Annotated in this window: 26 protein-coding genes; 22 read left to right on the top strand and 4 right to left on the bottom strand. The window is 71.4% G+C overall.

Annotated features, from left to right (window positions below; genetic code table 11):
• Nucleotides 1-231 precede the first annotated feature (231 nt).
• The 3 genes from rplM to glmM all read left to right on the top strand — a co-directional run bounded on the left by rplM (nucleotide 232) and on the right by glmM (nucleotide 2,859).
• Nucleotides 232-675 carry a 50S ribosomal protein L13 gene (gene rplM / locus ACWD5Q_RS07740; RefSeq protein WP_146463583.1) on the top strand — a complete coding sequence of 148 codons (444 nt, stop codon included), beginning with the start codon at nucleotides 232-234 and terminating at the stop codon, nucleotides 673-675.
• A 42-nt stretch (nucleotides 676-717) separates the two neighbouring features.
• Nucleotides 718-1,230: a 30S ribosomal protein S9 gene (gene rpsI / locus ACWD5Q_RS07735; protein WP_361653451.1), complete on the top strand. Its 513-nt coding sequence runs from the start codon at nucleotides 718-720 to the stop codon at nucleotides 1,228-1,230.
• Nucleotides 1,231-1,500: 270 nt separating this feature from the next.
• Nucleotides 1,501-2,859, top strand: a complete 1,359-nt coding sequence (gene glmM, locus ACWD5Q_RS07730) for a phosphoglucosamine mutase (RefSeq protein WP_451426128.1) — start codon at nucleotides 1,501-1,503, stop codon at nucleotides 2,857-2,859.
• A gap of 27 nt (nucleotides 2,860-2,886) precedes the next feature.
• On the opposite strand, the gene ACWD5Q_RS07725 is transcribed toward glmM, so the two are convergent.
• The gene (locus ACWD5Q_RS07725) at nucleotides 2,887-3,834 is read right to left on the bottom strand and encodes a DUF389 domain-containing protein (protein WP_451426127.1); all 948 of its coding nucleotides are present in this window, start codon (nucleotides 3,832-3,834) and stop codon (nucleotides 2,887-2,889) included.
• Between the two features lie 33 nt (nucleotides 3,835-3,867).
• Complete coding sequence (gene coaA / locus ACWD5Q_RS07720; protein ID WP_451426126.1) at nucleotides 3,868-4,836, bottom strand: type I pantothenate kinase; 969 nt, start codon at nucleotides 4,834-4,836, stop codon at nucleotides 3,868-3,870.
• 243 nt (nucleotides 4,837-5,079) lie between these two features.
• Between coaA and glmS the strand changes: the two genes are divergently transcribed.
• The 9 genes from glmS (at nucleotide 5,080) to ACWD5Q_RS07675 (ending at nucleotide 14,153) form a co-directional block, all read left to right on the top strand.
• Nucleotides 5,080-6,927: a glutamine--fructose-6-phosphate transaminase (isomerizing) gene (gene glmS, locus ACWD5Q_RS07715; protein ID WP_451426125.1), complete on the top strand. Its 1,848-nt coding sequence runs from the start codon at nucleotides 5,080-5,082 to the stop codon at nucleotides 6,925-6,927.
• Nucleotides 6,928-7,254: 327 nt separating this feature from the next.
• Nucleotides 7,255-8,274 carry a hypothetical protein gene (locus ACWD5Q_RS07710; protein ID WP_451426124.1) on the top strand — a complete coding sequence of 340 codons (1,020 nt, stop codon included), beginning with the start codon at nucleotides 7,255-7,257 and terminating at the stop codon, nucleotides 8,272-8,274.
• Nucleotides 8,275-8,277: 3 nt separating this feature from the next.
• The gene (locus tag ACWD5Q_RS07705; protein ID WP_451426123.1) at nucleotides 8,278-8,718 is read left to right on the top strand and encodes a hypothetical protein; all 441 of its coding nucleotides are present in this window, start codon (nucleotides 8,278-8,280) and stop codon (nucleotides 8,716-8,718) included.
• A gap of 9 nt (nucleotides 8,719-8,727) precedes the next feature.
• A complete protein-coding gene (locus ACWD5Q_RS07700; RefSeq protein WP_451426122.1) occupies nucleotides 8,728-9,099 on the top strand; it encodes a holo-ACP synthase in 372 nt (123 codons plus the stop codon).
• A gap of 53 nt (nucleotides 9,100-9,152) precedes the next feature.
• Nucleotides 9,153-10,586, top strand: a complete 1,434-nt coding sequence (locus tag ACWD5Q_RS07695; protein WP_451426121.1) for an NAD(P)H-hydrate dehydratase — start codon at nucleotides 9,153-9,155, stop codon at nucleotides 10,584-10,586.
• A 144-nt stretch (nucleotides 10,587-10,730) separates the two neighbouring features.
• On the top strand, nucleotides 10,731-11,894 hold the full coding sequence (gene alr, locus ACWD5Q_RS07690; RefSeq protein ID WP_451426120.1) for an alanine racemase: 1,164 nt from the start codon (nucleotides 10,731-10,733) through the stop codon (nucleotides 11,892-11,894).
• 92 nt (nucleotides 11,895-11,986) lie between these two features.
• A complete protein-coding gene (locus ACWD5Q_RS07685) occupies nucleotides 11,987-13,222 on the top strand; it encodes an alpha/beta fold hydrolase (protein ID WP_451426119.1) in 1,236 nt (411 codons plus the stop codon).
• Entirely contained in the window at nucleotides 13,191-13,721 is a 531-nt protein-coding gene (gene tsaE / locus ACWD5Q_RS07680; protein ID WP_451426118.1) for a tRNA (adenosine(37)-N6)-threonylcarbamoyltransferase complex ATPase subunit type 1 TsaE, read from the top strand. The genes ACWD5Q_RS07685 and tsaE overlap by 32 nt, the downstream gene beginning before the upstream one ends.
• A gap of 249 nt (nucleotides 13,722-13,970) precedes the next feature.
• Nucleotides 13,971-14,153: a hypothetical protein gene (locus tag ACWD5Q_RS07675; RefSeq protein WP_451426117.1), complete on the top strand. Its 183-nt coding sequence runs from the start codon at nucleotides 13,971-13,973 to the stop codon at nucleotides 14,151-14,153.
• 101 nt (nucleotides 14,154-14,254) lie between these two features.
• On the opposite strand, the gene ACWD5Q_RS07670 is transcribed toward ACWD5Q_RS07675, so the two are convergent.
• Nucleotides 14,255-14,803 (bottom strand): hypothetical protein, encoded by a 549-nt coding sequence (locus ACWD5Q_RS07670; protein WP_451426116.1) that lies wholly within the window; start codon nucleotides 14,801-14,803, stop codon nucleotides 14,255-14,257.
• A gap of 179 nt (nucleotides 14,804-14,982) precedes the next feature.
• Here ACWD5Q_RS07670 and tsaB point away from each other — a divergent pair, with 179 nt between their 5' ends.
• From tsaB to ACWD5Q_RS07635, 7 genes are all read left to right on the top strand, one after another.
• Entirely contained in the window at nucleotides 14,983-15,636 is a 654-nt protein-coding gene (gene tsaB / locus ACWD5Q_RS07665; protein ID WP_451426115.1) for a tRNA (adenosine(37)-N6)-threonylcarbamoyltransferase complex dimerization subunit type 1 TsaB, read from the top strand.
• Nucleotides 15,633-16,163 carry a ribosomal protein S18-alanine N-acetyltransferase gene (rimI, locus tag ACWD5Q_RS07660; protein WP_451426114.1) on the top strand — a complete coding sequence of 177 codons (531 nt, stop codon included), beginning with the start codon at nucleotides 15,633-15,635 and terminating at the stop codon, nucleotides 16,161-16,163. Before tsaB ends, rimI begins: the two co-directional genes overlap by 4 nt.
• The gene (gene tsaD, locus ACWD5Q_RS07655; RefSeq protein ID WP_451426113.1) at nucleotides 16,156-17,256 is read left to right on the top strand and encodes a tRNA (adenosine(37)-N6)-threonylcarbamoyltransferase complex transferase subunit TsaD; all 1,101 of its coding nucleotides are present in this window, start codon (nucleotides 16,156-16,158) and stop codon (nucleotides 17,254-17,256) included. Before rimI ends, tsaD begins: the two co-directional genes overlap by 8 nt.
• Nucleotides 17,253-17,510 carry a hypothetical protein gene (locus ACWD5Q_RS07650; RefSeq protein WP_451426112.1) on the top strand — a complete coding sequence of 86 codons (258 nt, stop codon included), beginning with the start codon at nucleotides 17,253-17,255 and terminating at the stop codon, nucleotides 17,508-17,510. The genes tsaD and ACWD5Q_RS07650 overlap by 4 nt, the downstream gene beginning before the upstream one ends.
• A 142-nt stretch (nucleotides 17,511-17,652) precedes the next feature.
• On the top strand, nucleotides 17,653-18,720 hold the full coding sequence (locus ACWD5Q_RS07645; RefSeq protein WP_451426111.1) for an LCP family protein: 1,068 nt from the start codon (nucleotides 17,653-17,655) through the stop codon (nucleotides 18,718-18,720).
• Nucleotides 18,721-18,907: 187 nt separating this feature from the next.
• On the top strand, nucleotides 18,908-19,264 hold the full coding sequence (locus ACWD5Q_RS07640; RefSeq protein ID WP_451426110.1) for a YciI family protein: 357 nt from the start codon (nucleotides 18,908-18,910) through the stop codon (nucleotides 19,262-19,264).
• A 44-nt stretch (nucleotides 19,265-19,308) separates the two neighbouring features.
• Nucleotides 19,309-20,571, top strand: a complete 1,263-nt coding sequence (locus ACWD5Q_RS07635) for an RNA polymerase sigma factor (RefSeq protein ID WP_451426109.1) — start codon at nucleotides 19,309-19,311, stop codon at nucleotides 20,569-20,571.
• Here the strand turns inward: ACWD5Q_RS07635 and ACWD5Q_RS07630 are convergent.
• The gene (locus tag ACWD5Q_RS07630) at nucleotides 20,568-21,764 is read right to left on the bottom strand and encodes a THUMP-like domain-containing protein (protein ID WP_451426108.1); all 1,197 of its coding nucleotides are present in this window, start codon (nucleotides 21,762-21,764) and stop codon (nucleotides 20,568-20,570) included. The two genes, ACWD5Q_RS07635 and ACWD5Q_RS07630, sit on opposite strands and share 4 nt — an antisense overlap.
• Before the next feature lie 410 nt (nucleotides 21,765-22,174).
• Between ACWD5Q_RS07630 and ACWD5Q_RS07625 the strand changes: the two genes are divergently transcribed.
• The 3 genes from ACWD5Q_RS07625 to groL all read left to right on the top strand — a co-directional run bounded on the left by ACWD5Q_RS07625 (nucleotide 22,175) and on the right by groL (nucleotide 25,048).
• Nucleotides 22,175-22,753 (top strand): hypothetical protein, encoded by a 579-nt coding sequence (locus ACWD5Q_RS07625; protein WP_451426158.1) that lies wholly within the window; start codon nucleotides 22,175-22,177, stop codon nucleotides 22,751-22,753.
• Between the two features lie 213 nt (nucleotides 22,754-22,966).
• Nucleotides 22,967-23,275: a co-chaperone GroES gene (groES, locus tag ACWD5Q_RS07620; RefSeq protein ID WP_071364926.1), complete on the top strand. Its 309-nt coding sequence runs from the start codon at nucleotides 22,967-22,969 to the stop codon at nucleotides 23,273-23,275.
• 147 nt (nucleotides 23,276-23,422) lie between these two features.
• Nucleotides 23,423-25,048 carry a chaperonin GroEL gene (gene groL / locus ACWD5Q_RS07615; protein WP_451426107.1) on the top strand — a complete coding sequence of 542 codons (1,626 nt, stop codon included), beginning with the start codon at nucleotides 23,423-23,425 and terminating at the stop codon, nucleotides 25,046-25,048.
• The last annotated feature ends 48 nt before the right edge of the window (nucleotides 25,049-25,096 follow it).

Below are 25,096 nucleotides of genomic sequence, written 5' to 3'. Positions count from 1 at the left end.
GCCGGGTGGCGGCGGCCCCGTTTTGACCCGTGTCGGTCGCCCCGTTATTCTGGCTGTTCGTTATGTGTATTGGCTTGCTCATTCTCACGTGAGGGGCCCTTACACCGGTCCGCCGGGCCGATGACCAGCGACCAGCACGCGGCTTGCGTCACCGTGGTGCGGTCAGGGCTGTCGTGATCGTCTTCGGTGACCTTGTCAGGAACCTCACTGAAGAAGCGAAGGCTACGAACCGTGCGTACGTACAGCCCCAAGCCCGGCGATGTGACGCGTCAGTGGCACGTCATCGACGCTCAGGACGTCGTCCTGGGCCGTCTGGCCACCACTGCCGCCACCCTTCTGCGCGGCAAGCACAAGCCGATTTACGCGCCCCACGTGGACGCCGGCGACTTCGTCATCATCATCAACGCGGACAAGGTGCACCTGTCCGGTAACAAGCGGACCCAGAAGATGGCGTACCGCCACTCCGGTTACCCGGGTGGTCTGCGTTCCGTCCGCTACGACGACCTGCTGGCGAACAACCCCGAGAAGGCCGTCGAGAAGGCCGTCAAGGGCATGCTCCCCAAGAACTCCCTGGGCCGTCAGATGCTCTCGAAGCTGAAGGTCTACAAGGGTGACCAGCACCCGCACGCCGCCCAGCAGCCGGTGCCGTTCGAGATCACCCAGGTCGCGCAGTAAGTCCGGCCACCCCCTAAGACTGAAGAGAATCTGAGGAGAATCGTGGCCGAGACCACTGCCGAGCAGCCGCTCGAAGAGCTTGACATCGACAGCTACACCACCGAGACCGAGGTCCCGCTGGAGGGTGAGTACACCTCCGAGTCCCTTGCCTCGCGCTTCGGTGAGCCCCAGCCGGCCGCCGGCCTGGGCCGTCGTAAGAACGCCATCGCCCGTGTCCGGATCGTTCCGGGCTCCGGCAAGTGGAAGATCAATGGTCGCACCCTTGAGGACTACTTCCCGAACAAGGTGCACCAGCAGGAAGTGAACGAGCCCTTCAAGGTGCTCGAGCTCGAGGGCCGCTACGACATCATCGCCCGCATCGCGGGTGGCGGTGTCTCGGGTCAGGCCGGTGCGCTCCGTCTCGGTGTCGCCCGCGCCCTGAACGAGGCGGACGTCGACAACAACCGCGGCCCGCTGAAGAAGGCCGGCTTCCTGCGCCGCGACGACCGTGCGGTCGAGCGCAAGAAGGCCGGTCTGAAGAAGGCCCGCAAGGCGCCGCAGTACAGCAAGCGCTAATCGCGCCGCTGGTCGCGCAGGCTCGTACCGCCTGCTGCGCGCACGTATCGCCCCGGCAGCACGCTCTGTGCCGCCGGGGCGGTTCGTTTACGCGGAAAGGTTCTTATCAACGGCTTAGGGCGCTGATGGGGCTTATGGAGCAATCCCGACAGGCTCGGGGCGGCTGCGTGGGATAAGCCTCAAGACAGGCCTGAGGGATGTACCTGTCCCGCACGGGCCTGGACACTCGGCATGAGCCGCACATCTGCAGCAAGTTCGGAGGACAGCACAGTGGGACGACTCTTCGGTACGGACGGCGTGCGCGGTGTCGCCAACGCAGACCTCACGGCCGAGATGGCACTCGGCCTGTCCGTGGCGGCGGCTCACGTACTGGCCGAGGCGGGCACGTTCCAGGGCCACCGGCCGACGGCGGTCGTCGGACGCGATCCGCGTGCGTCCGGGGAGTTCCTGGAGGCCGCCGTGGTCGCCGGCCTCGCCAGCGCGGGCGTGGACGTGCTGCGCGTCGGCGTGCTGCCCACCCCGGCCGTCGCGTATCTGACCGGGGCGCTCGGCGCCGACCTCGGTGTCATGCTCTCCGCCAGCCACAACGCCATGCCCGACAACGGCGTCAAGTTCTTCGCCCGCGGTGGCCACAAGCTCGCCGACGAGCTGGAGGACAAGATCGAGGCCGTGTACGAGGAGCACCGCACCGGTGCTCCCTGGGACCGGCCCACCGGTGCCGGCGTCGGCCGGGTGAAGGCGTACGACGAGGGCTTCGACCAGTACGTCGCCCATCTCATCGGGGTCCTCCCGAACCGGCTCGACGGGCTCAAGATCGTCCTGGACGAGGCACACGGCGCCGCCGCCCGGGTCTCGCCCGAGGCGTTCAGCCGGGCGGGCGCCGAGATCGTCACGATCGGCACGGAGCCGGACGGGCTCAACATCAACGACGGCTGCGGCTCCACCCACCTGGACAAGCTGAAGGCCGCCGTCGTCGAGCACGGCGCCGACCTGGGCATCGCGCACGACGGGGACGCCGACCGCGCTCTCGCCGTGGACCACACCGGTGAGGAGGTGGACGGCGACCAGATCCTGGCCGTGCTCGCGCTGGCGATGCGGGAGCGTTCCGCACTGCGCTCCGACACCGTTGTCGCGACGGTCATGTCGAACCTGGGCTTCAAGCTGGCCATGGAGCGCGAGGGCATCCAGCTCGTCCAGACCTCGGTCGGTGACCGGTATGTGCTGGAGGAGATGAAGGACAAGGGCTACGCCCTGGGCGGCGAGCAGTCCGGCCACGTCATCATCCTCGACCACGCCACCACCGGCGACGGCACGCTGACCGGTCTGATGCTGGCCGCGCGGGTCGCGGAGACCGGTCGTACGCTCAAGGACCTCGCGTCCGTGATGGAGCGGCTGCCGCAGGTCCTCGTGAACGTCCCGGACGTCGACAAGGACCGCGTCGCCACTTCCGCCGAGCTGGCCACCGCGGTGACCGAGGCCGAGCGGGAGCTGGGCGCCACCGGACGGGTGCTGCTGCGTCCCTCGGGCACGGAGCCGCTCGTACGGGTCATGGTCGAGGCCGCGGACATCGAGCAGGCCAGGTCGGTAGCCGGCCGTCTCGCGGACGCGGTGAAGTCGGCGCTCGGTTAGGCCGGACGCCGTGAGGTCGGCGCCCGGCTAGGCCCTGACCGCCTCACCGGCACGGGCGCGCTTCCTGGCCCAGAACCACTTCTGGGCCAGCAGCGTGAGGCCGCCCGCCAGGACGATGCCGAGCATGTTCAGCAGCAACTGCTCGGTGGACCCCCATGCCTGCCGGTATTCGTCGTAGCTGAAGGCCACGGCCGCGTTCGCCGCGGCCGGGACCGTGGTGACCGAGATCGCCACGCCGATCAGCGCCCCCGACTTCGCCGAGGTCAGCGAGAGTGTGCCGGCGATGCCCGCGAGGACCGCGACGACGAACGAGAACGCGTCCGGCTGGTAGATGAAATTGGTGTTGGGCCGCGCGGCGTCCAGCTTGACCCGGCTGAACAGGCCGACGGCGTCCATGAAGTAGGTGAAGCCGACCGCCACCAGCAGGGCCGCCGCGAACCCCACGAGGAGCGCGCTCAGCGAGCGCAGCGCCAGCCGCGGCGCCCGCTGCACCAGCGCGGTGCTCAGCCCGGCCAGCGGGCCGAACTCCGGACCCACCGCCATGGCTCCCACGATCAGGATCGCGTTGTCGAGGACGACACCGCAGGCCGCGATCATCGTGGCGAGCGCGAGGAAGGCGACGTAGGTGACCGACAGCGTCGACTCCTCGTGTGTCACCTCCTCCAGCTGCTCCCACAGCACCGCGTCCGCGCTCTCGCCGGGCGCCTCCTCCTCAGCCATCTCGGCACGCCGCGACAACGACAGTTCGATGTTCTCGACCGCGATCGAACCGGTCTGCTCCAGGCCCGATTCCTTGAGCTTCCCGAGCAGTTCGTCACCCGCCTCCCGCGCGACGTCGCACATCACGACATCGCCGGCCGGGTCGCGGGCGGCGCCCGCAATCACGACGAGGTGCGCGGTGCCGACCGTCTCCTCGATCAGGCGGACCACGGTGTCCGTCTGTTCGGCCGGGGTGATCAGACGCAGATGCAGCATGACGCCTTTCTAACAGCCCCGGCGAACGGGAGTTCACAGCTTGCGCAGACTCAGCCGCTGCACCTTGTGATCGGGGCCCTTGCGCAGCACCAGGGTGGCGCGTCCGCGGGTCGGGGCGACGTTCTCCAGCAGATTCGGCCTGTTGATGGTCCGCCAGGTCGTCCGGGCGTAGTCGAGGGCCTCCTCCTCGGAGACCTGGGTGTACTTGCGGAAGTACGAGGACGGGTTCTGGAAGGCCGTCTGACGGAGCTTCTTGAACCGGTTGAGGTACCAGCGTTCGATGTCCTCGGGGCGGGCGTCGACGTACACGCTGAAGTCGAAGTAGTCCGCGAGGCCGACCCGGGTGCGGCCGTCCGTGCCGGGAAGGGCGGGCTGGAGCACGTTGAGGCCCTCGACGATGAGGATGTCCGGCCGGCGGACGGTGAGCTTCCGGCCGGGGACGATGTCGTAGATCAGGTGCGAGTAGACCGGGGCCGTCACCTCGTCCTTGCCGGCCTTGATGTCGGCGACGAACCGGGTGAGCGCGCGGCGGTCGTACGACTCGGGGAAGCCCTTGCGGGACATCAGCCCGCGGGCCTGGAGTTCCTTGGTCGGCAGCAGGAAGCCGTCGGTGGTCACCAGTTCCACGCGCGGGTGCTCCGGCCAGCGGGACAGCAGGGCCTGGAGCAGTCGGGCCACGGTCGACTTGCCGACCGCGACGGAGCCCGCCACGCCTATCACGAAGGGCGTGCCGGACTGGGAGCCCTGCTCGCCGAGGAAGGTGTTCAGGGCGCCGCGCAGGCCGTCCGTGGCGCCGACGTAGAGATTGAGGAGCCGGGACAGCGGGAGGTAGATGTCCCGCACCTCGTCGAGGTCGATCACATCGCCGAGGCCGCGGAGCTTCTCCACCTCCTCGGCGGTCAGGGGGAGCGGTGTCTTGTCGCGCAGCGCGCTCCACTCGGCACGGGTGAGGTCGACGTAGGGAGTCGCCTCCGGCCTGGGCCGGTGGGCGCTCCGGGGCATCGAGGAGACCGGAGAGATCACAGTCCATTGTGAACAGAGTTTGAACAGGCCGCTCAGTGGCCTCGGTCACGTCGCGTCCATGGCCATCCGGACGATGCCCGCCGAGGCGGCTCGACGGGCCGTACCCGGGCTCCGGCCGATACGCAAGACGGGCCGGTTCGGCGTTCGTACGCCAGTGGGAATTTCCGATTTCGGGCAGGATTCGAGAGGTCGGGGCACCGCCTGGACCGTAGGCTGCCGAACATGTGCGGAATCGTAGGATATGTGGGACCGCAGTCGGCGCTCGATGTCGTCGTGGCCGGACTGAAACGGCTGGAATACCGGGGCTACGACTCCGCGGGCGTCGCCGTGCTCGCGGACGGCAGCCTGGCCGCCGCCAAGAAGGCCGGCAAACTGGTGAACCTGGAGAAGGCGCTGGTCGAACGGCCGCTGCCGAGCGGCAACACGGGCATCGGGCACACCCGTTGGGCCACCCACGGCGGTCCCACCGACGCCAACGCGCACCCCCACCTCGACAACGCCGGACGCGTCGCCGTCGTCCACAACGGCATCATCGAGAACTTCGCTGCCCTGCGGGCCGAACTGGAGGAGCGCGGCCACGCCCTCGCCTCCGAGACGGACACCGAGGTCGTCGCCCATCTGCTCACCGAGGCGTTCTCCGCCACCGCGGACCTCGCGGAGGCGATGCGGCTGGTGTGCCGGCGACTGGAGGGCGCGTTCACGCTGGTCGCGGTGCACGCCGACGATCCGGACGTGGTCGTGGGCGCCCGGCGGAACTCCCCGCTCGTGGTGGGCGTCGGCGAGGGCGAGGCGTTCCTCGCCTCCGATGTCGCCGCCTTCATCGCCCACACCCGCTCCGCGATCGAGCTGGGCCAGGACCAGGTGGTGGAGCTGCGCCGGGACGGGGTGACGGTCACCGGCTTCGACGGCCGGCCCGCCGACGTCCGCTCGTACCACGTCGACTGGGACGCCTCGGCCGCCGAGAAGGGCGGCTACGACTACTTCATGCTCAAGGAGATCGCCGAGCAGCCCAAGGCGGTCGCCGACACCCTGCTCGGCCGGATCGACGCGGCCGGCTCGCTGACGCTGGACGAGGTGCGGATCTCGGCCGCCGAGCTGCGTGAGATCGACAAGATCGTGATCGTGGCCTGCGGGACCGCCTTCCACGCCGGGCTGATCGCCAAGTACGCCATCGAGCACTGGACGCGGATCCCGTGCGAGGTGGAGCTGGCCAGCGAGTTCCGCTACCGGGACCCGATCCTCCACCCGCGCACGCTGGTCATCGCCATCTCCCAGTCCGGCGAGACCATGGACACCCTGATGGCGCTCCGGCACGCCCGCGAGCAGGGCTCCAAGGTGCTGGCGATCTGCAACACCAACGGCTCGACGATCCCGCGCGAGTCGGACGCGGTGCTCTACACGCACGCGGGCCCGGAGGTCGCGGTCGCGTCCACCAAGGCGTTCCTGACCCAGCTCGTCGCCTGCTACCTGGTGGCCCTGTACCTGGGCCAGGTGCGCGGCACCCAGTGGGGCGACGAGATCCGGGCCGTGGTCCGCGACCTGTCGAAGATCTCCCAGGAGGTCGAACGGGTCCTGGAGACCATGGAACCGGTACGGAAGCTGGCGCGCTCGCTCGCCGCGAAGAAGGCGGTGCTGTTCCTCGGGCGGCACGTGGGCTATCCGGTGGCCCTCGAAGGCGCCCTCAAGCTCAAGGAGCTGGCGTACATGCACGCCGAGGGCTTCGCGGCGGGCGAGCTGAAGCACGGGCCGATCGCACTGATCGAGGCGGACCTGCCGGTCGTGATCGTGGCGCCGTCACCGCGTGGCCGCTCGGTCCTGCACGACAAGATCGTGTCGAACATCCAGGAGATCCGGGCGAGGGGTGCGCGCACGATCGTGATCGCGGAGGAGGGCGACGAGGCGGTGGTGCCGTACGCCGACCATCTGATCCGCATCCCGGCGACCCCGACGCTGCTTCAGCCGCTGGTCGCGACGGTGCCGTTGCAGGTGTTCGCCTGCGAGCTGGCGACGGCGCGGGGCAACGAGGTCGATCAGCCGCGCAACCTGGCGAAGTCGGTGACCGTGGAGTGACCCTTCAGGGCCCGACGAAGGTGGGGTGCCCTTGCGGCGGTCGTGTCCCCGAAGGTGGTGCACCGGCCGAACTGCGACACATTCGGGAAATGTGTCGCACCTGCGGAGCCAACTGCCTGCCCGCGACCGCTGTACACCACGGCCGCGGACGTGCCCCAAGTCCTCACCGACCCGCACTTCGGTGGTCCGGCATGCGTGCAGCAGCCATTTCTCGCACTGCCGCGTAGGTGACCTCACCGCGGCTTGATCGTTTTTTCGCCGCTCGAAAGGGTGAACGCCGACCTATCGCCCGGACAATCCGTCCCTTGATCCACCTAGATTGCGCACATGGTCACATCAGCTCATGAGGGCATGCACCGCATCTTCCAGGAGCGGCCCGAGATCCTGGCTCCCGTGTTCGGGGTGCTGGGCGTCCCGTTATCCGAAAAGGCGACCGTGGATGCCATCACCACGGACGTGACGGAGATTCGGCCGCTGGAGCGACGCGTGGACACCGTGCTGCGGGTCGGCCCGTCCGACGGTGAGGACTTCCTGCTCGCCATCGAGTCACAGTCGGGCAAAGACGAGGAGAAGGCGTCCAGTTGGGCGTACTATGTCGCCTATCTTCAGGCCAAGTTCCGCCTGCCCGTGCTGCTTCTCGTGGTGTGCCAGGACCCGGCCACGGCCAAGTGGGCGACCGGCCCCTTCGACTGCGGCACGCGCGGCTGGACGGCCCAGCGGACGTATCCACTGGTTGCCGGGCCGGACAATTTGCCGGTGATCACCGACGCCAGGACCGCGGCGAAGAACCCCGCACTGGCGGTGTTCTCCGCCCTGGCGCACGCCCGCAGCAGCGACTGCGGCGCCATACTGCAGGCAACGGTAACCGCCCTTCAGGAGATCCGGGACACGGACCCCGAGACCGCCGACTACTTCGCCGACTTCCTGGAAATCAGCCTGGGGAACTCCCCGGCCGGACAGAAATTGAGGGAAATCATGTCGTTCGTCAGTTACTTCCCTGGTCGTGGGACAGTCCGCGAAACCGCCTACCTGGAAGGCAAGGCCGAAGGGAAGGCCGAAGGCAAGGCCGAGGGGAAGGCCGAAGGCAAGGCCGAGGGGAAGGCCGAGGGGAAGGCCGAGGGGAAAGCCGAGGGCAAAGCCGAAGACCGCGCCTCGCTGATCCTGCGCGTCCTGGAGAAGCACGGGATTCCTGTCCCCGAGGAGGCACGGGAGCGCATCACCTCGTGCACCGACCTCGACACCCTCGCCCTCTGGTTCGACCGTTCCCTGACGGCCACGGCGGCCGGGGATCTGTTCGCCGTGGACCCCGAGGTTCCGGGGACCAGTACCAGTCCTGGGCAGGCCTGAGCATTGGCCGATCAGCAAGACAGCAGGCAGGACATGCCGTCGGAGCTGTTCGACCTCTACCGGTTCATAGCGATGTGCCTCGCGTTGGGTATCCCCGTGCCCAAGGTGGTGGGTGACTTCCGGTTCGGGCTGGAGCGTCTCAGACAGCGCGGGGTTCCTCCCCTTGAAGAGGTGGCCCGGATTCGCGCCAGGGCGGAGGGGGAGGACCACCCGGAGCAGTGGGCCGCAGGTTTCGCCGCGGGGTATCGCTCGGCCTGGACGGCGCCCATCCTGCGCGTCCTGGACACGCGTGGTGTGAAGTTCTCCAAGCATCTCCACCGGGGTCTCCACCTGCACCTCGATACGGATGCGCTCACCCGCTTCCTCGATCAGGCCGTCATCGCGACGCATGAGGCCGATGTGGTCACCGCGGAGCGGAGCCGGCGGTCGCCGGACGGGTCGTAGAGTGCCCGGATGAGCATCATCGGGGTCGGTATCGACGTGGCCGAGATCGACCGGTTCGCGGCGTCGTTGCGGCGTACGCCCGGACTGGTCGAACGGCTGTTCCTGGAGCGTGAGTTGCTGCTGCCCAGCGGCGAGCGGCGCGGTGTCGCCTCGCTGGCCGCCCGGTTCGCCGCCAAGGAGGCGGTGGCCAAGGCCCTGGGCGCGCCGGGCGGGCTGCACTGGACCGACGCGGAGGTCTACGTCGAGGACAGCGGGCAGCCGCGGCTGCGGGTGACGGGCACGGTCGCGGCTCGCGCCACCGAACTCGGCGTCACCTCCTGGCACATCTCGCTCAGCCATGACGCGGGCGTGGCGTCGGCGGTGGTGGTGGCCGAGGGGTAGCACCGGGGACCGCCTCCGTCGACGTACGGCATACGTGGGGGAGACTCGACGGTATGCGTACTGCGTACAGCGTGGAGACGGTCAGGGCTGCCGAGCGTTCCCTCATGGCACGGCTTCCGGAGGGAGCGCTGATGCAGCGCGCCGCCGCCGGACTGGCCGCGACCTGCGCGGACTTGCTCGGACGGGTGTACGGCAGCCGGGTGGTGCTGCTGGTCGGCAGCGGGGACAACGGCGGTGACGCCCTGTACGCCGGGGCGCGGCTCGCCCGGCGCGGGGCGGGCGTCACCGCCGTACTGCTGTCGCCCGGACGCGCCCACGGGGGCGGGCTCATCGCCCTGCGCAGGGCGGGCGGCTCGGTCACGGAGCCCTCGAAGGCCGCCGAGGAGCTGATCGGGCGGGCCGACCTCGTCGTCGACGGCATCGTCGGCATCGGTGGCAAGGGCGGACTGCGGCCGGTGGCCGCCGCGCTCGCCGCGCTCGCCGAACGGTCGCCCGCGGCCGTCGTCGCCGTCGATCTGCCGAGCGGGGTCGAGGCGGACGGCGGGGAGGTGCGGGGCGAGGCGGTACACGCGGACCTCACCGTGACCTTCGGCACCCACAAGCCGGCCCTGCTGATCGATCCGGCGCGGGAGTACGCCGGTTCGGTACGCCTCGTGGACATCGGGCTCGACCTGCCGGAGGAGGCGGAACTCGAGGCGCTGCAACACGCGGACGTGGCGGCGCTGCTGCCGCTGCCGCGGGCGGAGAGCGACAAGTACCGGCGCGGGGTCGTCGGCATCGCCGCCGGATCCGCCCGCTACCCCGGCGCGGCCGTGCTCGCCGTGGCGGGCGCGCTGCGGGGCGGGGCCGGAGCCGTGCGGTATGTGGGACCCGCCGGAAGCGCGGTGATCGCCCGGTTCCCGGAGACGCTGGTGTCCGACCGGGGACCCGCGAAGGCCGGGCGGGTGCAGGCGTGGGTCGTCGGCCCGGGCGCGGGGGACGACGCGGCGACGGTGGCGGAGGTCCTGGAGGCGGACGTGCCGGTGCTCGTCGACGCGGACGGACTGCGGCTGGCCGACCGGGACGCCGTACGCGGCCGCACCGCGCCGACGCTGATGACCCCGCACGCCGGTGAGGCGGCCGCGCTGCTCGGCGTGTCGCGCGAGGAGGTGGAGGGCGCCCGGCTCACGGCGGTGCGGGAACTGGCGGCCCGGTACCGGGCGACCGTCCTGCTCAAGGGCTCCACCACGCTGGTGGCGAACCCCGGGGGCGGGCCGGTGCGGGTGAACGCCACGGGCACGCCGTGGCTCGCGACCGCGGGCAGCGGAGACGTGCTGTCCGGGCTGTCGGGCTCGCTGCTCGCGGCCGGTCTCCCGGCGCGGGACGCCGGCAGTGTGGCGGCCTATCTGCACGGTCTCGCGGGCCGCTACGCGGCGGACGGCGCCCCCGCCGGAGCCCATGACGTGGCGAACGCGATCCCGGAGGCATGGCGGGACGTTCGGAGCTGACGTACGGAGTGACGTACGGAACTGAGGGGACGGCGGCGCGCCTCTCGTCTGCCGGGCCCCGCAGGGCCGTTCGCCTCGGCCGCCGGCCGAGGGCGGCATCGGTGCCGGAACGCCGGCGGAGGCCTCTGAGACACTGGTGGCGCGATGACGAGTTCTGAGACAGCACCCCTGCGTGCCCGCGCCGAGATCGATCTGGCCGCCCTGCGGGCGAACGTACGTGCCCTGCGTGCCCTCGCGCCCGGCGCGGCCCTGATGGCCGTCGTGAAGTCGGACGCGTACGGCCACGGGGCCATCCCGTGCGCCCGCGCGGCCCTGGAAGCCGGTGCCCAGTGGCTCGGCACGGCCACCCCCGAGGAGGCCTTCGCCCTGCGCGAGGCCGGTCTGCCCGGGCGTGTGATGTGCTGGCTCTGGACCCCCGGCGGCCCCTGGCGGCGGGCGATCGAGGCCGAGATCGACGTCTCCGTGAGCGATCTGTGGGCGCTGGAGGAGCTGCGCGAGGCCGCGGCCGCGGCGGGCGCGCCCGCCCGGGTCCACCTCAAGGCCGACACCGGTCTCGGGCGCAACGGCTGTCAGCCCTCGGACTGGCCCGGACTCGTCGCCGAGGCCCTGCGTGCCCAGGCGGACGGTCTGGTCACCGTCGTGGGCCTGTGGTCGCACTTCGCCTGTGCCGACGAGCCCGGACACCCCTCCATCCAGGATCAACTGGGCCGTTTCCGCGAGATGGTGGCGTACGCCGAGGAACAGGGTGTGCGGCCGGAGGTGCGCCACATCGCCAACTCGCCCGCCACGCTGACCCTGCCCGAGGCCCACTTCGACCTCGTCCGGACGGGGATCGCGGTCTACGGCCTCTCGCCCAGCCCCGAACTCGGCACCCCGGCCGACTTCGGGCTGCGCCCCGTGATGAGCCTGAAGGCCTCGCTCGCCCTGGTGAAGCAGGTCCCCGGCGGCCACGGCGTCAGCTACGGACACCTCTACACCACCCCCGGCACCACCACCCTCGGCCTGGTCCCGGTCGGCTACGCGGACGGCATTCCGCGCCACGCCTCCGGCGCCGGACCGGTCCTGGTCGACGGCAAGCTCCGTACGGTCGCGGGCCGGATCGCCATGGACCAGTTCGTGGTCGACCTGGGCGGCGACGCGCCTTTGCCCGGCACGGAGGCCGTCCTCTTCGGTCCCGGCGACCACGGCGAGCCCACCGCCGAGGACTGGGCGCAGGCGGCCGGAACCATCGCTTACGAAATCGTGACCCGGATCGGATCCCGTGTGCCCCGCGTCTACGTAAATGTGAAGACAGAACAAGATGGGTAGCCCACACGGGTGAACCCAGGCAGGCGTAGGGCAGGACGAGCGGAGCATCCGCGCAGGGCAGGAAGCGCGGATGCTCCGGCGAGGAGGGGACCGTGAGCGAGACGAGCGCGGAGGCGGTGGAGGCTGTCGCGGGCGCTACCGCCGCCACCACCGGGACCTGGCGTCTCGCCGGCCTCGCCGGCGCCGCGATAGGCGTGGTCGCGGCGGGTGCCGCGGCCGGTGTCGCCCTCGAACGGATGACGGTCGGCCGCGGCATGCGCCGCAAGGCCCGGCTCGCCCTCGACTCGGCCGGCCCCTACGGAACCCTCCGCGGCACCCCCGGCAAGGCGTACGCGGACGACGGCACCGAGCTGTACTACGAGGTCGACGACGTGGAGCCGGGGGGCGTCGGCATCCCCGCACAGCGCCGCCGCCGGCTCTTCGGCCGCAAGGCCCCGGCCCCGGTCACCGTCGTCTTCAGCCACGGCTACTGCCTCAACCAGGATTCCTGGCACTTCCAGCGGGCCGCGCTGCGCGGTGTCGTCCGGACCGTGTACTGGGACCAGCGCAGCCATGGCCGCTCCGGGCGCGGGGTCGCCCAGGCGGACGGCACACCCGTCTCCATCGACCAGCTCGGGCGCGATCTCAAGGCCGTGCTGGACGCGGCCGTGCCCGAGGGACCGGTCGTCCTCGTCGGGCACTCCATGGGCGGTATGACGGTGATGGCCCTCGCCGACCAGTACCCCGAGCTGATCCGTGACCGGGTCGTCGGCGTGGCCCTGGTCGGCACGTCGTCCGGGCGGCTCGGCGAGGTCAGCTTCGGGCTGCCCGTCGCGGGCGTCAACGCGATACGCCGCGTCCTCCCCGGCGTGCTGAAGGCGCTGGGACAGCAGGCCGAGCTGGTGGAGAAGGGGCGCAGGGCCACCGCCGACCTGTTCGAGTGGATCATCAAGCGGTACTCGTTCGCCTCCCGCGACGTCGACCCGGCCGTCGCCCGGTTCGCCGAGCGGATGATCGAGGCCACACCGATCGACGTGGTCGCCGAGTTCTATCCGGCGTTCGCCGACCACGACAAGACCGAGGCGCTGGCCCGTTTCGCCGACCTCCCCGTGCTGGTGCTGGCCGGCGTCCAGGATCTGGTGACGCCGAGCGAGCACAGCGAGGTCATCGCCGATCTGCTGCCCGACGCCGAACTCGTGCTCGTGCCGGACGCCGGACACCTGGTGATGCTGGAGCATCCCGAGGTCGTCACCGACCGCCTCGCCGACCTCCTGACGCGCTCGGGAGCGGTTCCCGCAGGGGCTACCGTGGGGGGCTATGGAAGCACCAGCGCCGCACAGCCCGGCTGAGTCCCCGCTGCCGGGCGTCACCGCCGAGTTCACCGTCACCTCCCCCGAACAGATGCAGGAGCTGGGGCGCCGTCTGGCCAAGCTGCTGCGCGCCGGCGACCTCGTGATGCTGAAGGGCGAGCTGGGTGCGGGCAAGACCACGCTGACCCGCGGCCTCGGCGAGGGGCTCGGGGTGCGCGGCGCGGTCACCTCGCCGACCTTCGTGATCGCCCGGGTGCACCCGTCCCTCGGGGACGGCCCGCCGCTGGTCCACGCGGACGCCTACCGCCTGGGCGGCGGGCTCGACGAGATGGAGGATCTCGACCTCGACGTCTCGCTGCCGGAATCCGTGATCGTCGTGGAGTGGGGCGAGGGCAAGGTCGAGGAGCTGACGGACGACCGGCTGCACGTGGTCATCCACCGCGCGGTGGGGGACACGACGGACGAGGTACGCCATGTCACCTTCACGGGCCTCGGACCCCGCTGGGCGACGGTCGACCTGGCCGTGTTGTCGGCCTGAGGGGGCCTCGGCGGGGCTTCGCCCCGGGTTCGGGGTATTTCTTGTGTCCCGGGCTCGGGGAGTTCGTATCCGCGATGGATGCGGGGCCTGCGGATCCGGCGGCTCCAGGGCGTTCGTCATTTCGGCAGAACGTGCCGACAAGCCGTCGGCAAGGTGTTGCGCCGCAGGTGCCGGGCGTGGTCACATGGACATCAGTCCGTGGTTAGGGCTGCCTAACCATGTCCGCCCCCGCGAGTCCAGGAGGCGTCCATGCCGGCTTCAGAACGCGACGAGGCGCCGCCGCGCGTGGTGGCCGGGGCGGCCGGAGTGCCGATGCGGGACCTGCTGGCGTCGTGTGCCGCCGCGAAGGCGGTCTCGACCCCGCCGCAGCGCCCCGAACCGGGGGCACCTCCGGCGACCCCCGAGGCCGAGGAGCCCCGCAGAGCCGCGTAGAGCGACCGCGGGCCCGTATCCCGTGGTGACCGGACGGGCCCCAGCCGCGTACCGGACGAAGGTTCTCACCCGGTTTACCGGGTTTGCCGGAATTACTGGGCTTACTGGACGACGACGATCTTCTCGCCGGTCGTCGCGAACTCCCACATCGCCGTGCCGTCCGCACGGGCCTCACGGATCCCGCCCAGCTTCTTCGAGGGGTCGGGCTTGGCCGTCGCGCCGTCCACGGCCGCGCTGAAGCCGATCACCACGGGGTTCGACGTGAACCGCACGATGTGCTCGACCGCCGTGCCGTCCGAACCGGTTCCGGCGGCGGTCCGCGAGGTCACCTGGTACGTCCCCGGCAGCGGATCCACCGTCCCGGGCGTGACCGGGAACGTGCGCTGCACCTTGTTGTCCGGGCCCACCAGCCACACCCGGTCGTCGCCGAGCGCGTACACGACCCGCTCACCCGTGCCGGAGCCGCCGGGCAGCGCCGCCGGGTTCTTCTTGGCCGGGGCCGGCTTCGACCCGTGGGCCCCCGAGGTCTTCACCTGCGGCTTTCCCAGCGTGTCCGGTACGTGCGCCGACGCCTGGTAGGCGAGGAAACCGACCATGGCGACAGCCGCCACGGTGAGCCCGGCCACGAATCCCGAGCTGCTCCTAGCCACCCTGTGTCCACCTCTCGACCCCCGCACGCGCGGAAGCGGTGCGTCGCCCGGATACCTCTCGTACGACGTGCCCGATCCGTTGATCGTTTCCGTCGTACTGCTTCGCTGTGACGGTAGCAGCAGGCACGCGCCGGACCGGCCCGCCCGTGTGTCGGGCGTGAGCGCCGTAGGCTGTTTGCGTGCTCTTGCTCGCTCTGGATACCGCCACCCCCGCCGTCACCGTCGCCCTGCACGACGGCACGTCCGTCGTCGCCTCGTCCAGTCAGGTCGACGCGCGCCGGCACGGGGAACTGCTGCTGCCCGCCGTCGACCGGGTCCTCGCCGAGGCGGACACCCGGCTCGACGCCGTCACCGGCGTCGTCGTGGGCATGGGCCCCGGCCCCTATACCGGGCTGCGGGTCGGCCTGATGACCGCCGACACCTTCGGTCTCGCGCTCGGTGTGCCCGTGTACGGCCTGGGTACCCTCGACGGCCTCGCCTACGCCTCCGACCTGGAGGTGCCCTTCGTCGTGGCCACCGACGCACGCCGCAAGGAGGTCTACTGGGCGCGGTACGACAACGCCCGGACCCGGGTGTCCGGGCCCGCCGTGGACCGGCCCGCGGACATCGCGGAGCAGGTCGCGGGCCTGCCCGCCGTGGGCGCCGGGGCGCTGCTGTACCCGGACACGTTCCCTCGGGCACACGAGCCCGAGCATGTCTCGGCGGCCGCGCTCGCGTCCCTGGCGGCGGAACGGCTGGCGGCGGGCGAGGAACTGGCCGCGCCCCGCCCGCTGTATCTGCGCCGCCCCGACGCGCAGGTGCCGAAGAACTACAAGGTGGTCACCCCCAAGTGACCACGCCCATGACACCCGTGCTGCGCGAGATGCGCTGGTGGGACATCGACGCCGTCCTGGAGCTGGAGAAGGAGCTCTTCCCCGAGGACGCCTGGTCGCGGGGCATGTTCTGGTCCGAGCTCGCGCACGCGCGGGGACCGGAGGCGACCCGGCGGTACATCGTGGCCGTCGAGGGCGAGCGGATCGTCGGCTACGCGGGGCTGGCCGCCCAGGGCGACCTGGCGGACATCCAGACCATCGCCGTGGCCCGCGGCCTGTGGGGCACGGGACTCGGCGGGCGGCTGCTGACCGAGCTGCTGCGGTCCGCCACCGCGTTCGAGTGCTCCCAGGTGATGCTCGAGTGCCGGGTCGACAACGTGCGCGCGCAGAAGCTGTACGAACGCTACGGCTTCGAGCCCATCGGATTCCGGCGCGGCTACTACCAGCCGGGGAACGTGGACGCCCTGGTGATGCGCCTGACCACTTCACCCGACAGCGGCTTCGCTGCGGGCTCCCCATCAGTACGAGGAACCGAGAACAATGGCTGACGAACCGCTGGTCCTGGGGATCGAGACCTCCTGCGACGAGACCGGCGTCGGCATCGTCCGCGGCACCACCCTTCTCGCGGACGCCGTCGCCTCCAGCGTCGACGAGCACGCGCGCTTCGGCGGTGTGGTCCCGGAGGTCGCCTCCCGTGCACACCTGGAGGCGATGGTGCCGACCATCGACCGGGCGCTGAAGGAGGCGGGGGTGAGTGCGAAGGACCTGGACGGCATCGCCGTCACCGCCGGCCCCGGGCTCGCGGGCGCGCTGCTGGTCGGTGTCTCGGCGGCGAAGGCGTACGCGTACGCCCTGGGCAAGCCGCTGTACGGCGTGAACCACCTCGCCTCCCACATCTGCGTGGACCAGCTCGAGCACGGCGCGCTGCCCGAGCCGACGATGGCGCTGCTGGTGAGCGGCGGGCACTCCTCGCTGCTGCTCTCCACCGACATCACCTCGGACGTACGGCCGATGGGCGCGACCATCGACGACGCGGCGGGCGAGGCCTTCGACAAGATCGCCCGGGTGCTGGACCTCGGCTTCCCCGGCGGCCCGGTCATCGACCGGTACGCCAGGGAGGGAGACCCGGAGGCGATCGCGTTCCCGCGCGGGCTGACCGGTCCGCGCGACCCCGCGTACGACTTCTCCTTCTCCGGTCTGAAGACGGCCGTGGCGCGCTGGATCGAGGCGAAGCGCGCGGCGGGGGAGGAGGTCCCGGTGCGCGACGTGGCGGCCTCCTTCCAGGAGGCGGTGGTGGATGTGCTGACCCGCAAGGCGGTGCGGGCCTGCAAGGACGAGGGCGTCGACCATCTGATGATCGGTGGCGGGGTGGCGGCCAACTCCCGGCTGCGGGCGCTGGCCCAGGAGCGCTGTGAGGCGGCCGGGATCCGGCTTCGGGTGCCCCGTCCCAAGCTGTGCACCGACAACGGCGCGATGGTCGCGGCGCTCGGCGCGGAGATGGTCGCCCGCGGGCGGTCCGCGTCGGACTGGGACCTGTCGGCGGACTCCTCGCTCCCGGTGACGGACCCTCATGTGCCCGGCCAGGCACACGCCCACCACGACCATGTCCACGAGATCAGCAAGGAGAACCTGTACTCGTGACGGTCGCGCTGATGTGGGAGGCCCGGGCGGCCGACGGGCGGGGCGAGGATCTGCTGGCCTGGGCGCGGGCCCGGGAACTGACGCCTCCTCCGCTGCGGCGCGAGACCTTCCGGGCTCCCCAGGACCGTGTTCTCGTCGTCACCTGGTGGGACGCGGACCTTTCCGACACCCTCCCCGAACTGCCCGAGCCAGACGGGGAGTTGGTGACCCGCGCGGTGCACCGCTGGCGTTTCGAATCGGTGGACGGCGGCTGAACTGCCCCACCGCGTGCCGCTCTTCGGGCTCGCGGTGATCCGCGGTCGCCGGGGCCGTGGGCGTCCTGAGAAGAGTGAGAATTTCCGAAGAATGTCGGTCACGGGTCCCTGCTCGTCATAATTCGGACTTACGTTCCTCCGCGTGACTTCCGAAGACGAGCACGGGGACGGTGACGGGCGCGGCGCACGACGGGGCGGCCGGCGCTCACGTCTGGTCAAGGCCCTGGGGGCCGTGGTCGCGTGCGGCCTGGTGCTGACGGCCGCCGGGGCGGCGTGGGCGTACTGGCATCTGAACCACAACATCCACAGCGTCGACATCGACGGCGCCCTGGGCACCGACCGACCGGCGCGCACGGCGGCGACGCCGGGGCCGTCGGCCTCCCCGTCTGCCGCGCCGCTGCCCAGCGGCGCCCTCAACATCCTGGTCCTCGGCTCCGACTCGCGCAGCGGCACGGCGAACGCGGCCCTCGGCGGCGGCCACAGCTCCGGCGCCCGCTCGGACACCGCGATGGTGGTGCACCTCGACGCGGGCCGCACCCGGGCGACGGTGGTGAGCATCCCGCGCGACACGCTGGTCACCCGGCCGTCGTGCCCGCTGGCCTCGGGCGGCACGACGGCGGTGGCGTACGGCGCGATGTTCAACAGCGCCTATGAGGTGGGCGGTCCGGTCTGCGCGGTCAAGACGGCCGAGTCGGTCACGGGCCTCCGCATGGACCACTATCTGGAGATCGACTTCTCGGGGTTCGCGAAGCTGGTGGACGCGCTCGGCGGGGTCACCGTCACCACCGCCCAGGACATCGACGACGACATGAGCCATCTGCACCTCGCGGCGGGCACCCACCATCTGGACGGCACGCAGGCCCTGGCGCTGGCCCGTACCCGGCACGGCATAGGCGACGGCAGCGACCTGGGCCGCATAGGGCTCCAGCAGCGGCTGGTGAAGGCGCTGCTGGCGCAGATCGCCTCGACCGACCTGCTGACCGACCCCGCCCGGCTCTACCGCGTCGCGAACGCCGCCACGGGCAGCCTGACCACCGACACGGGCCTGGACTCGCTGCCGGAACTGGTCCGTCTGGGCGAAAGCCTGAAGGGCCTCGCGGCGGACCGGGTGACCACGGTGATGATGCCGGTCGTGCTCGCGCCGTCGGACCACAACCGCGTGGTCGCGAAGGAACCCGCCGCGAGCACACTGTGGGCGTCCCTGCGCTGAGAACGACGCCGCACGGGATCGAAGAGGGCCGGGACATCGCCGTACGACCTGGGGAAACACCCCTCGGGACGAGCCCCGGAAAAAACTTCGAAGAATTCCGGGGACCGTGTCGATCCAGGTGCCTCCCGATCGACGCATGGGTGAGAGGCGGGGACGGGCCCCGCCGCTTCTGAACGAAGGAGCCACCATGCCCCGCTATCTGTCGCTCGTACGGATCGACGAGTCCACCGTCCCCGCCGAGGGTCCCAGCCCCGAGCTGATGCAGCGGATGGGCGAGCTGATCGAGGAGGTCACCAAGGCCGGCGTGATGCTCGACACCGCCGGGCTCACCCCCTCCGCCCAGGGCGTCCGGGTGCACTGGGAGGGCGGCAAGACCTCCGTCACGGACGGGCCGTTCACCGAGTCCAAGGAGGTCGTCGGCGGCTACGCGATCATGCAGTGCAAGGACATGGCAGAGGCGCTGGAGTGGGCCGGCCGGTTCCTGAAGGTGCACGAGGACTACTGGACGGTGACCTGCGAGGTGCGCGAGATCGCCGAGGGCTGACCGTTCCTTGGCATATGCCCGGCCGGGGTGTTGCATGGTGGGCTGTGGAACAGCAGCCCACCGCCGCCCACGCCGGCCACACCATCGAGACCGTCTTCCGCCTGGAGTCCCCCCGGGTCGTCGCCGGAGTCGCGCGGATCGTCCGAGACGTCGGGATCGCCGAGGAACTCGCCCAGGACGCGCTGGTCGCGGCCCTGGAGCAGTGGCCCCGGGACGGTGTGCCCGACAACCCCGGCGCCTGGCTCATGGCCACCGCACGGCACCGGGCCGTCGACCTGGTCCGCCGCCGGGAGCGCTACGCCCGCAAGCTGGCGGAGATCGGCCGGGACCTGGAGACCACCGCCCCGCCCGCGGAGCCGGCGGATCCCGCCGACATCGACGACGACCTGCTCCGCCTGGTCTTCACCACCTGCCACCCGGTGCTGTCGGCCGAGGCCCGCGCCGCCCTGACCCTGCGGCTGCTCGGCGGTCTGACGACGGCCGAGATCGCCCGCGCGTATCTCGTCCCGGAGCCGACGATCGCCCAGCGCATCGTCCGGGCCAAGCGCACGCTGGCCAGGCGGAACGTCGCCTTCGAGGTCCCGTACGGCCCCGACCGCGAGGCCCGTCTCGGCTCCGTCCTCGACGTCATCTATCTGATCTTCAACGAGGGGTACGCGGCCACGTCCGGCGACGACTGGCTGCGCCCCGCCCTGTGCGAGGACGCCCTGCGCCTGGCGCGGATCCTGTCCTCCCTCATGCCGAAGGAACCGGAGGTGCACGCACTGACCTCGCTCCTGGAGTTCCAGGCGTCCCGCACTCCCGCCCGCACCGGCTCCGACGGCGCCCTCGTCCTCCTCAAGGACCAGAACCGCCGTCGCTGGAACCGCATGCTCATCGCCCGCGGCATCACCGCGCTGGCCCGCGCCGGCGCGACCGCCACCGGCGCGCCCGGCCCGTACGCCCTCCAGGCGGCGATCGCCGCGTGCCATGCGCACGCGTACACCTACGAGGCGACCGACTGGACCGCCATCGCCACCCTCTACGGCCTGCTCGCCGCCCGGTCCCCGTCCCCCGTCGTCGAGCTGAACCGTGCCGTCGCGGTGTCGCAGGCGGAAGGTCCCGGACCGGCCCTGGAGATCGTCGACCGGCTGACCGCCGAACCCGCCCTGCGGGACTACCACCTGCTGCCGAGCGTCCGCGGCGACCTGCTGGCCCGTCTGGGCCGCACCGCCGAGGCCCGCGCCGAGTTCGCCCGGGCCGCCGCCCTGGCCCGCAACGAACGCGAGCGGGAACTGCTTCAGGCCCGCGCCCGGGAGTGCGGCTAGCGGTGCGTGCCGGGTGCTTTTTGGGCCGGGTGCCCCAGCAGCATCGTCGGTGCTCCCGCCACCCGGGTCAGAAACACCGTCACCGCGCGGGAGCCGTACGGCTTGGGCAGGACCTTGCGGCGCAGTTCCTCCGGTTCGACCGCCGAGCCGCGCTTCTTCACGGTCAGCACCCCGACCTCCCGCTCCCGCAGCAGGGCCTTCAGCCTCTTCACGTTGAAGGGGAGCCGGTCGGTGATCTCGTAGGCGGCGGCGTAGGGGGAGTCGTGGTGCTCGTCCGCGGTCACGTAGGCGATCGTCGCGTCGATCAGCCCGCCGTCCAGCTCCTCGGCCACCTCCGCCACCAGATGCGCGCGGATGGCGGCGCCGTCGGGCTCGTAGAGGTAGCGGCCGAGCGGGCGCACCGGCGGATCGGGCAGGCCGCGGCCGCGCAGTTCGCGGGGGCCGGGCAGCAGGGTGGCCCGGACGAGACCGGGTTCGGTGCCGAACCACAGCACCGCCTCCTTCACGTCCCCGCCGTCCGAGATCCACTCGGCCTCCGCGCCCGCGGGCACCGCCTCGTGCGGGATGCCGGGCGCGACCTTCAGCGCGGCGTGCGGCGCTCTGAGGGCCGTGGCCACGGCCCAGGACAGCGGGGGTGAGTACGCCTCCGGGTCGAAGATGCGGCCGCGCCCGCCGCGCCGTGCCGGATCCACGAAGACGGCGTCGTACGGGGAGACGTCCACCCGTGTGACATCGGCCTCGCGCACCTCGATCCGCGCGGACAGGCCGAGCGCCTCGGCGTTCGCCCGCGCCGCCGCCGCGGTCAGCGGGTCGCGGTCCACGGCCAGTACCCGCAGGCCGGCCCGGGCGAACGCGATCGCGTCGCCGCCGATGCCGCAGCACAGGTCGGCGACGGAGGTCACGCCGAGCGCCCGCAGCCGCTGCGCGCGGTGGGCGGCGACCGTCGTCCTGGTCGACTGCTCGACACCGTTCGGGGTGAAGAACATCCGCTGTGCGTCCTCGGCCCCGAACTTCGCCGCCGCCCGCTCGCGCAGCCGCGCCTGGGTGAGGGCCGCCGAGACCAGTTCGGCGGGGTGCTCGCGGCGCAGCCGGGTGACGACGGCCAGCTCCTCGGCCGGGGCGGTGCCGCGCACCTCGTCGAGGAGGGCGCGGCCCTCGGGGCCGAGCAGGGAGTCGAGGGAGAGGTCGTTCACGGGGCCATTGTCGGCCAGTCGGTGGATGGTGTGCGTCCGGTCGAGGTGTCGGCCCGCGGTGGTCCTCGGCGGCTGCGAGGATCCGACAACATGCAGCTCGTACGACAAAATGAACAAAAGTGCCCGAACCGTCTCACGGGACATGTGCGGCGTCCCGGTGCGCGGGGCGCCGTGGCCGCGTCTGCGGCGCGCGGGGTCCGCGCCGCCCTCGTATCCGGCTGCACCGGTGCCGAGGTGCGCGGCGCGCCCGGCCGGCCCGGGTCCCCGAAGGCGCCGCCGGCGCGCGCCCTCGATGAGAACGCGACGATGCCCGGACCGGCCCGCCGGTTCCCGGAGAAGGGCACGAGCGCGGGGGACGCGGTGGCACGCCCGGAGGACTCCCGGTGAGAGGGCGGCGTCATCTGCGGGCGATGCTCGTCGGAGCACTCGCCGCCGCGCTGCTGTCCGGCTGCGCCCAGTCCGTCGACCCCATCGAACGGCTGGGCGAGAAGGCGGCGCAGCGGGTCCACCACAGGCGCGCGCCCCACGAGCGGGCCTACCGGCGCTGGCGCCTGCCCGCCCCGCTCGCGCCCGCACCCCGGCCGAACCGCTCCCCGGGCCGGGTGGCCGAGCATCTGCCGGCGGTGCTCGACCGCGTCCCCACCCGGGACAGGGTCGTCTTCCTGACCTACGACGAGGACGCCGAGAACGACCCCCGGTTCGTCGACATGGTCCGCGAACTGCGGCTGCCGGTCAGCGTGTTCCTCGCCGACAGCGCCGGCCCTGCGGCGGCCGCAGCAGCACGCCCAGCCGCGCCTTCAGCCGGTCGCCCCGCCCCGGGCCCGGGGACCGGTCGCCGGGGCAGGGGAACGACGCTCCACCCGGGGGACATCGTCCTGACCCGTGAAGGGGGCCGCCCACCGGCCTCACTGACCGCCGAGACGGCCCGGCTTCTGCGCCGTATCCAGGCAAGGGGGTTCACGGTGGGGCGTCTGGAGGACTACCTGTAGACCGGGCCCGGGCACCCCGGTCACGCGCCGCGCCGCCGTCAATTGGCACTCCGCTTGACCGAGTGCTAATCGCGGTCATAGTCTCGGCCCTGGCACTCGCCATCGGAGAGTGCCAACACAGCGACGGGCAGGTCCGGCACCCGCGACGACGGATCGACCTGGTCGCCACCTCAGACAGTTAACCCCGAGATCTCCGAAGGGGGAGGTCGGATCGTGACGACCGCCAGCTCCAAGGTTGCCATCAAGCCGCTTGAGGACCGCATCGTGGTCCAGCCGCTGGACGCCGAGCAGACCACGGCCTCTGGCCTGGTCATCCCGGACACCGCGAAGGAGAAGCCCCAGGAGGGCGTCGTCCTCGCCGTGGGCCCGGGCCGTATCGAGGACGGCAAGCGCGTCGAGCTTGACGTCAAGGTCGGCGACGTCGTGCTCTACAGCAAGTACGGCGGCACCGAGGTGAAGTACAACAACGAGGAGTACCTCGTTCTCTCGGCCCGCGACGTGCTCGCGATCATCGAGAAGTAATTCACCGAAGCAGACCGCTTTGAGCTGCGCCCCTGGCCCCGCGAGTATTCATCAGCCGGGCGCCGGGGGCGCGGTTCGTTTTTCACCGCGGTGGCGGCCGCTCCGGGAGAGCGGCCGGGCATCGCAACGAGAGGACTGAAACGCTCCATGGCGAAGATCCTGAAGTTCGACGAGGACGCCCGTCGCGCCCTCGAGCGCGGCGTCAACAAGCTTGCCGACACGGTCAAGGTGACGATCGGCCCCAAGGGCCGCAACGTCGTCATCGACAAGAAGTTCGGCGCCCCGACCATCACCAACGACGGCGTCACCATCGCCCGTGAGGTCGAGGTCGAGGACCCCTACGAGAACCTCGGCGCCCAGCTGGTGAAGGAGGTGGCGACCAAGACCAACGACATCGCGGGTGACGGCACCACCACCGCCACCGTGCTCGCCCAGGCGCTGGTGCGCGAGGGTCTGAAGAACGTCGCCGCGGGTGCTTCCCCGGCCTCCCTGAAGAAGGGCATCGACGCCGCGGTCCAGGCCGTCTCCGAGGACCTGCTGGCCACCGCCCGCCCGATCGAGGAGAAGTCGGACATCGCCGCCGTCGCCGCGCTGTCCGCCCAGGACCAGCAGGTCGGCGAGCTCATCGCCGAGGCGATGGACAAGGTCGGCAAGGACGGTGTCATCACCGTCGAGGAGTCCAACACCTTCGGTCTGGAGCTGGACTTCACCGAGGGCATGGCCTTCGACAAGGGTTACCTGTCGCCGTACTTCGTGACGGACCAGGAGCGTATGGAGGCCGTCCTCGACGACCCCTACATCCTCATCCACCAGGGCAAGATCTCCGCCATCGCGGACCTGCTGCCGCTGCTGGAGAAGGTCATCCAGGCCGGCTCCTCCAAGCCGCTGCTGATCATCGCCGAGGACGTCGAGGGCGAGGCCCTGTCCACCCTCGTCGTGAACAAGATCCGCGGCACCTTCAACGCCGTCGCCGTGAAGGCCCCCGGCTTCGGCGACCGCCGCAAGGCGATGCTCGAGGACATGGCGGTCCTCACCGGCGCGACCGTCATCGCCGAGGAGGTCGGCCTCAAGGTCGACCAGGTCGGCCTGGACGTGCTGGGCTCCGCCCGCCGCGTGACGGTCACCAAGGACGACACGACCATCGTCGACGGCGGCGGCAAGTCCGGGGACGTCGCGGGCCGCGTCGCCCAGATCAAGGCCGAGATCGAGACCACGGACTCCGACTGGGACCGCGAGAAGCTCCAGGAGCGCCTCGCGAAGCTGGCCGGCGGCGTGTGCGTGATCAAGGTCGGCGCCGCCACCGAGGTGGAGCTGAAGGAGAAGAAGCACCGTCTGGAGGACGCCATCTCCGCGACCCGCGCCGCGGTCGAGGAGGGCATCGTCTCCGGTGGTGGCTCCGCGCTGGTGCACGCCTCCAAGGTGCTCGAGGGCGGCCTCGGCAAGCAGGGCGACGAGGCGACGGGTGTCGCCATCGTCCGCCGCGCGGTCGTCGAGCCGCTGCGCTGGATCGCCGAGAACGCGGGCCTGGAGGGCTACGTCATCGCCTCCAAGGTCGCCGAGCTGGAGAAGGGCCAGGGCTACAACGCCGCCACCGGTGAGTACGGCGACCTGATCAAGGCCGGCGTCATCGACCCGGTCAAGGTCACCCGCTCCGCCCTGGAGAACGCCGCCTCCATCGCCTCCCTGCTGCTCACGACCGAGACCCTGGTCGTCGAGAAGAAGGAAGAGGAGGAGCCGGCCGCCGCGGGTCACGGCCACGGCCACGCCCACTGACGGCTGATCCTTCCGAGCCGGCCGAGGCCCGGCCCCCCGAAGACGGGG

The organism is Streptomyces sp. NPDC002513, from assembly GCF_053595355.1.
Note: the sequence above shows the minus strand (reverse complement) of the source record. Positions and strands in the feature narration are given on the sequence as shown.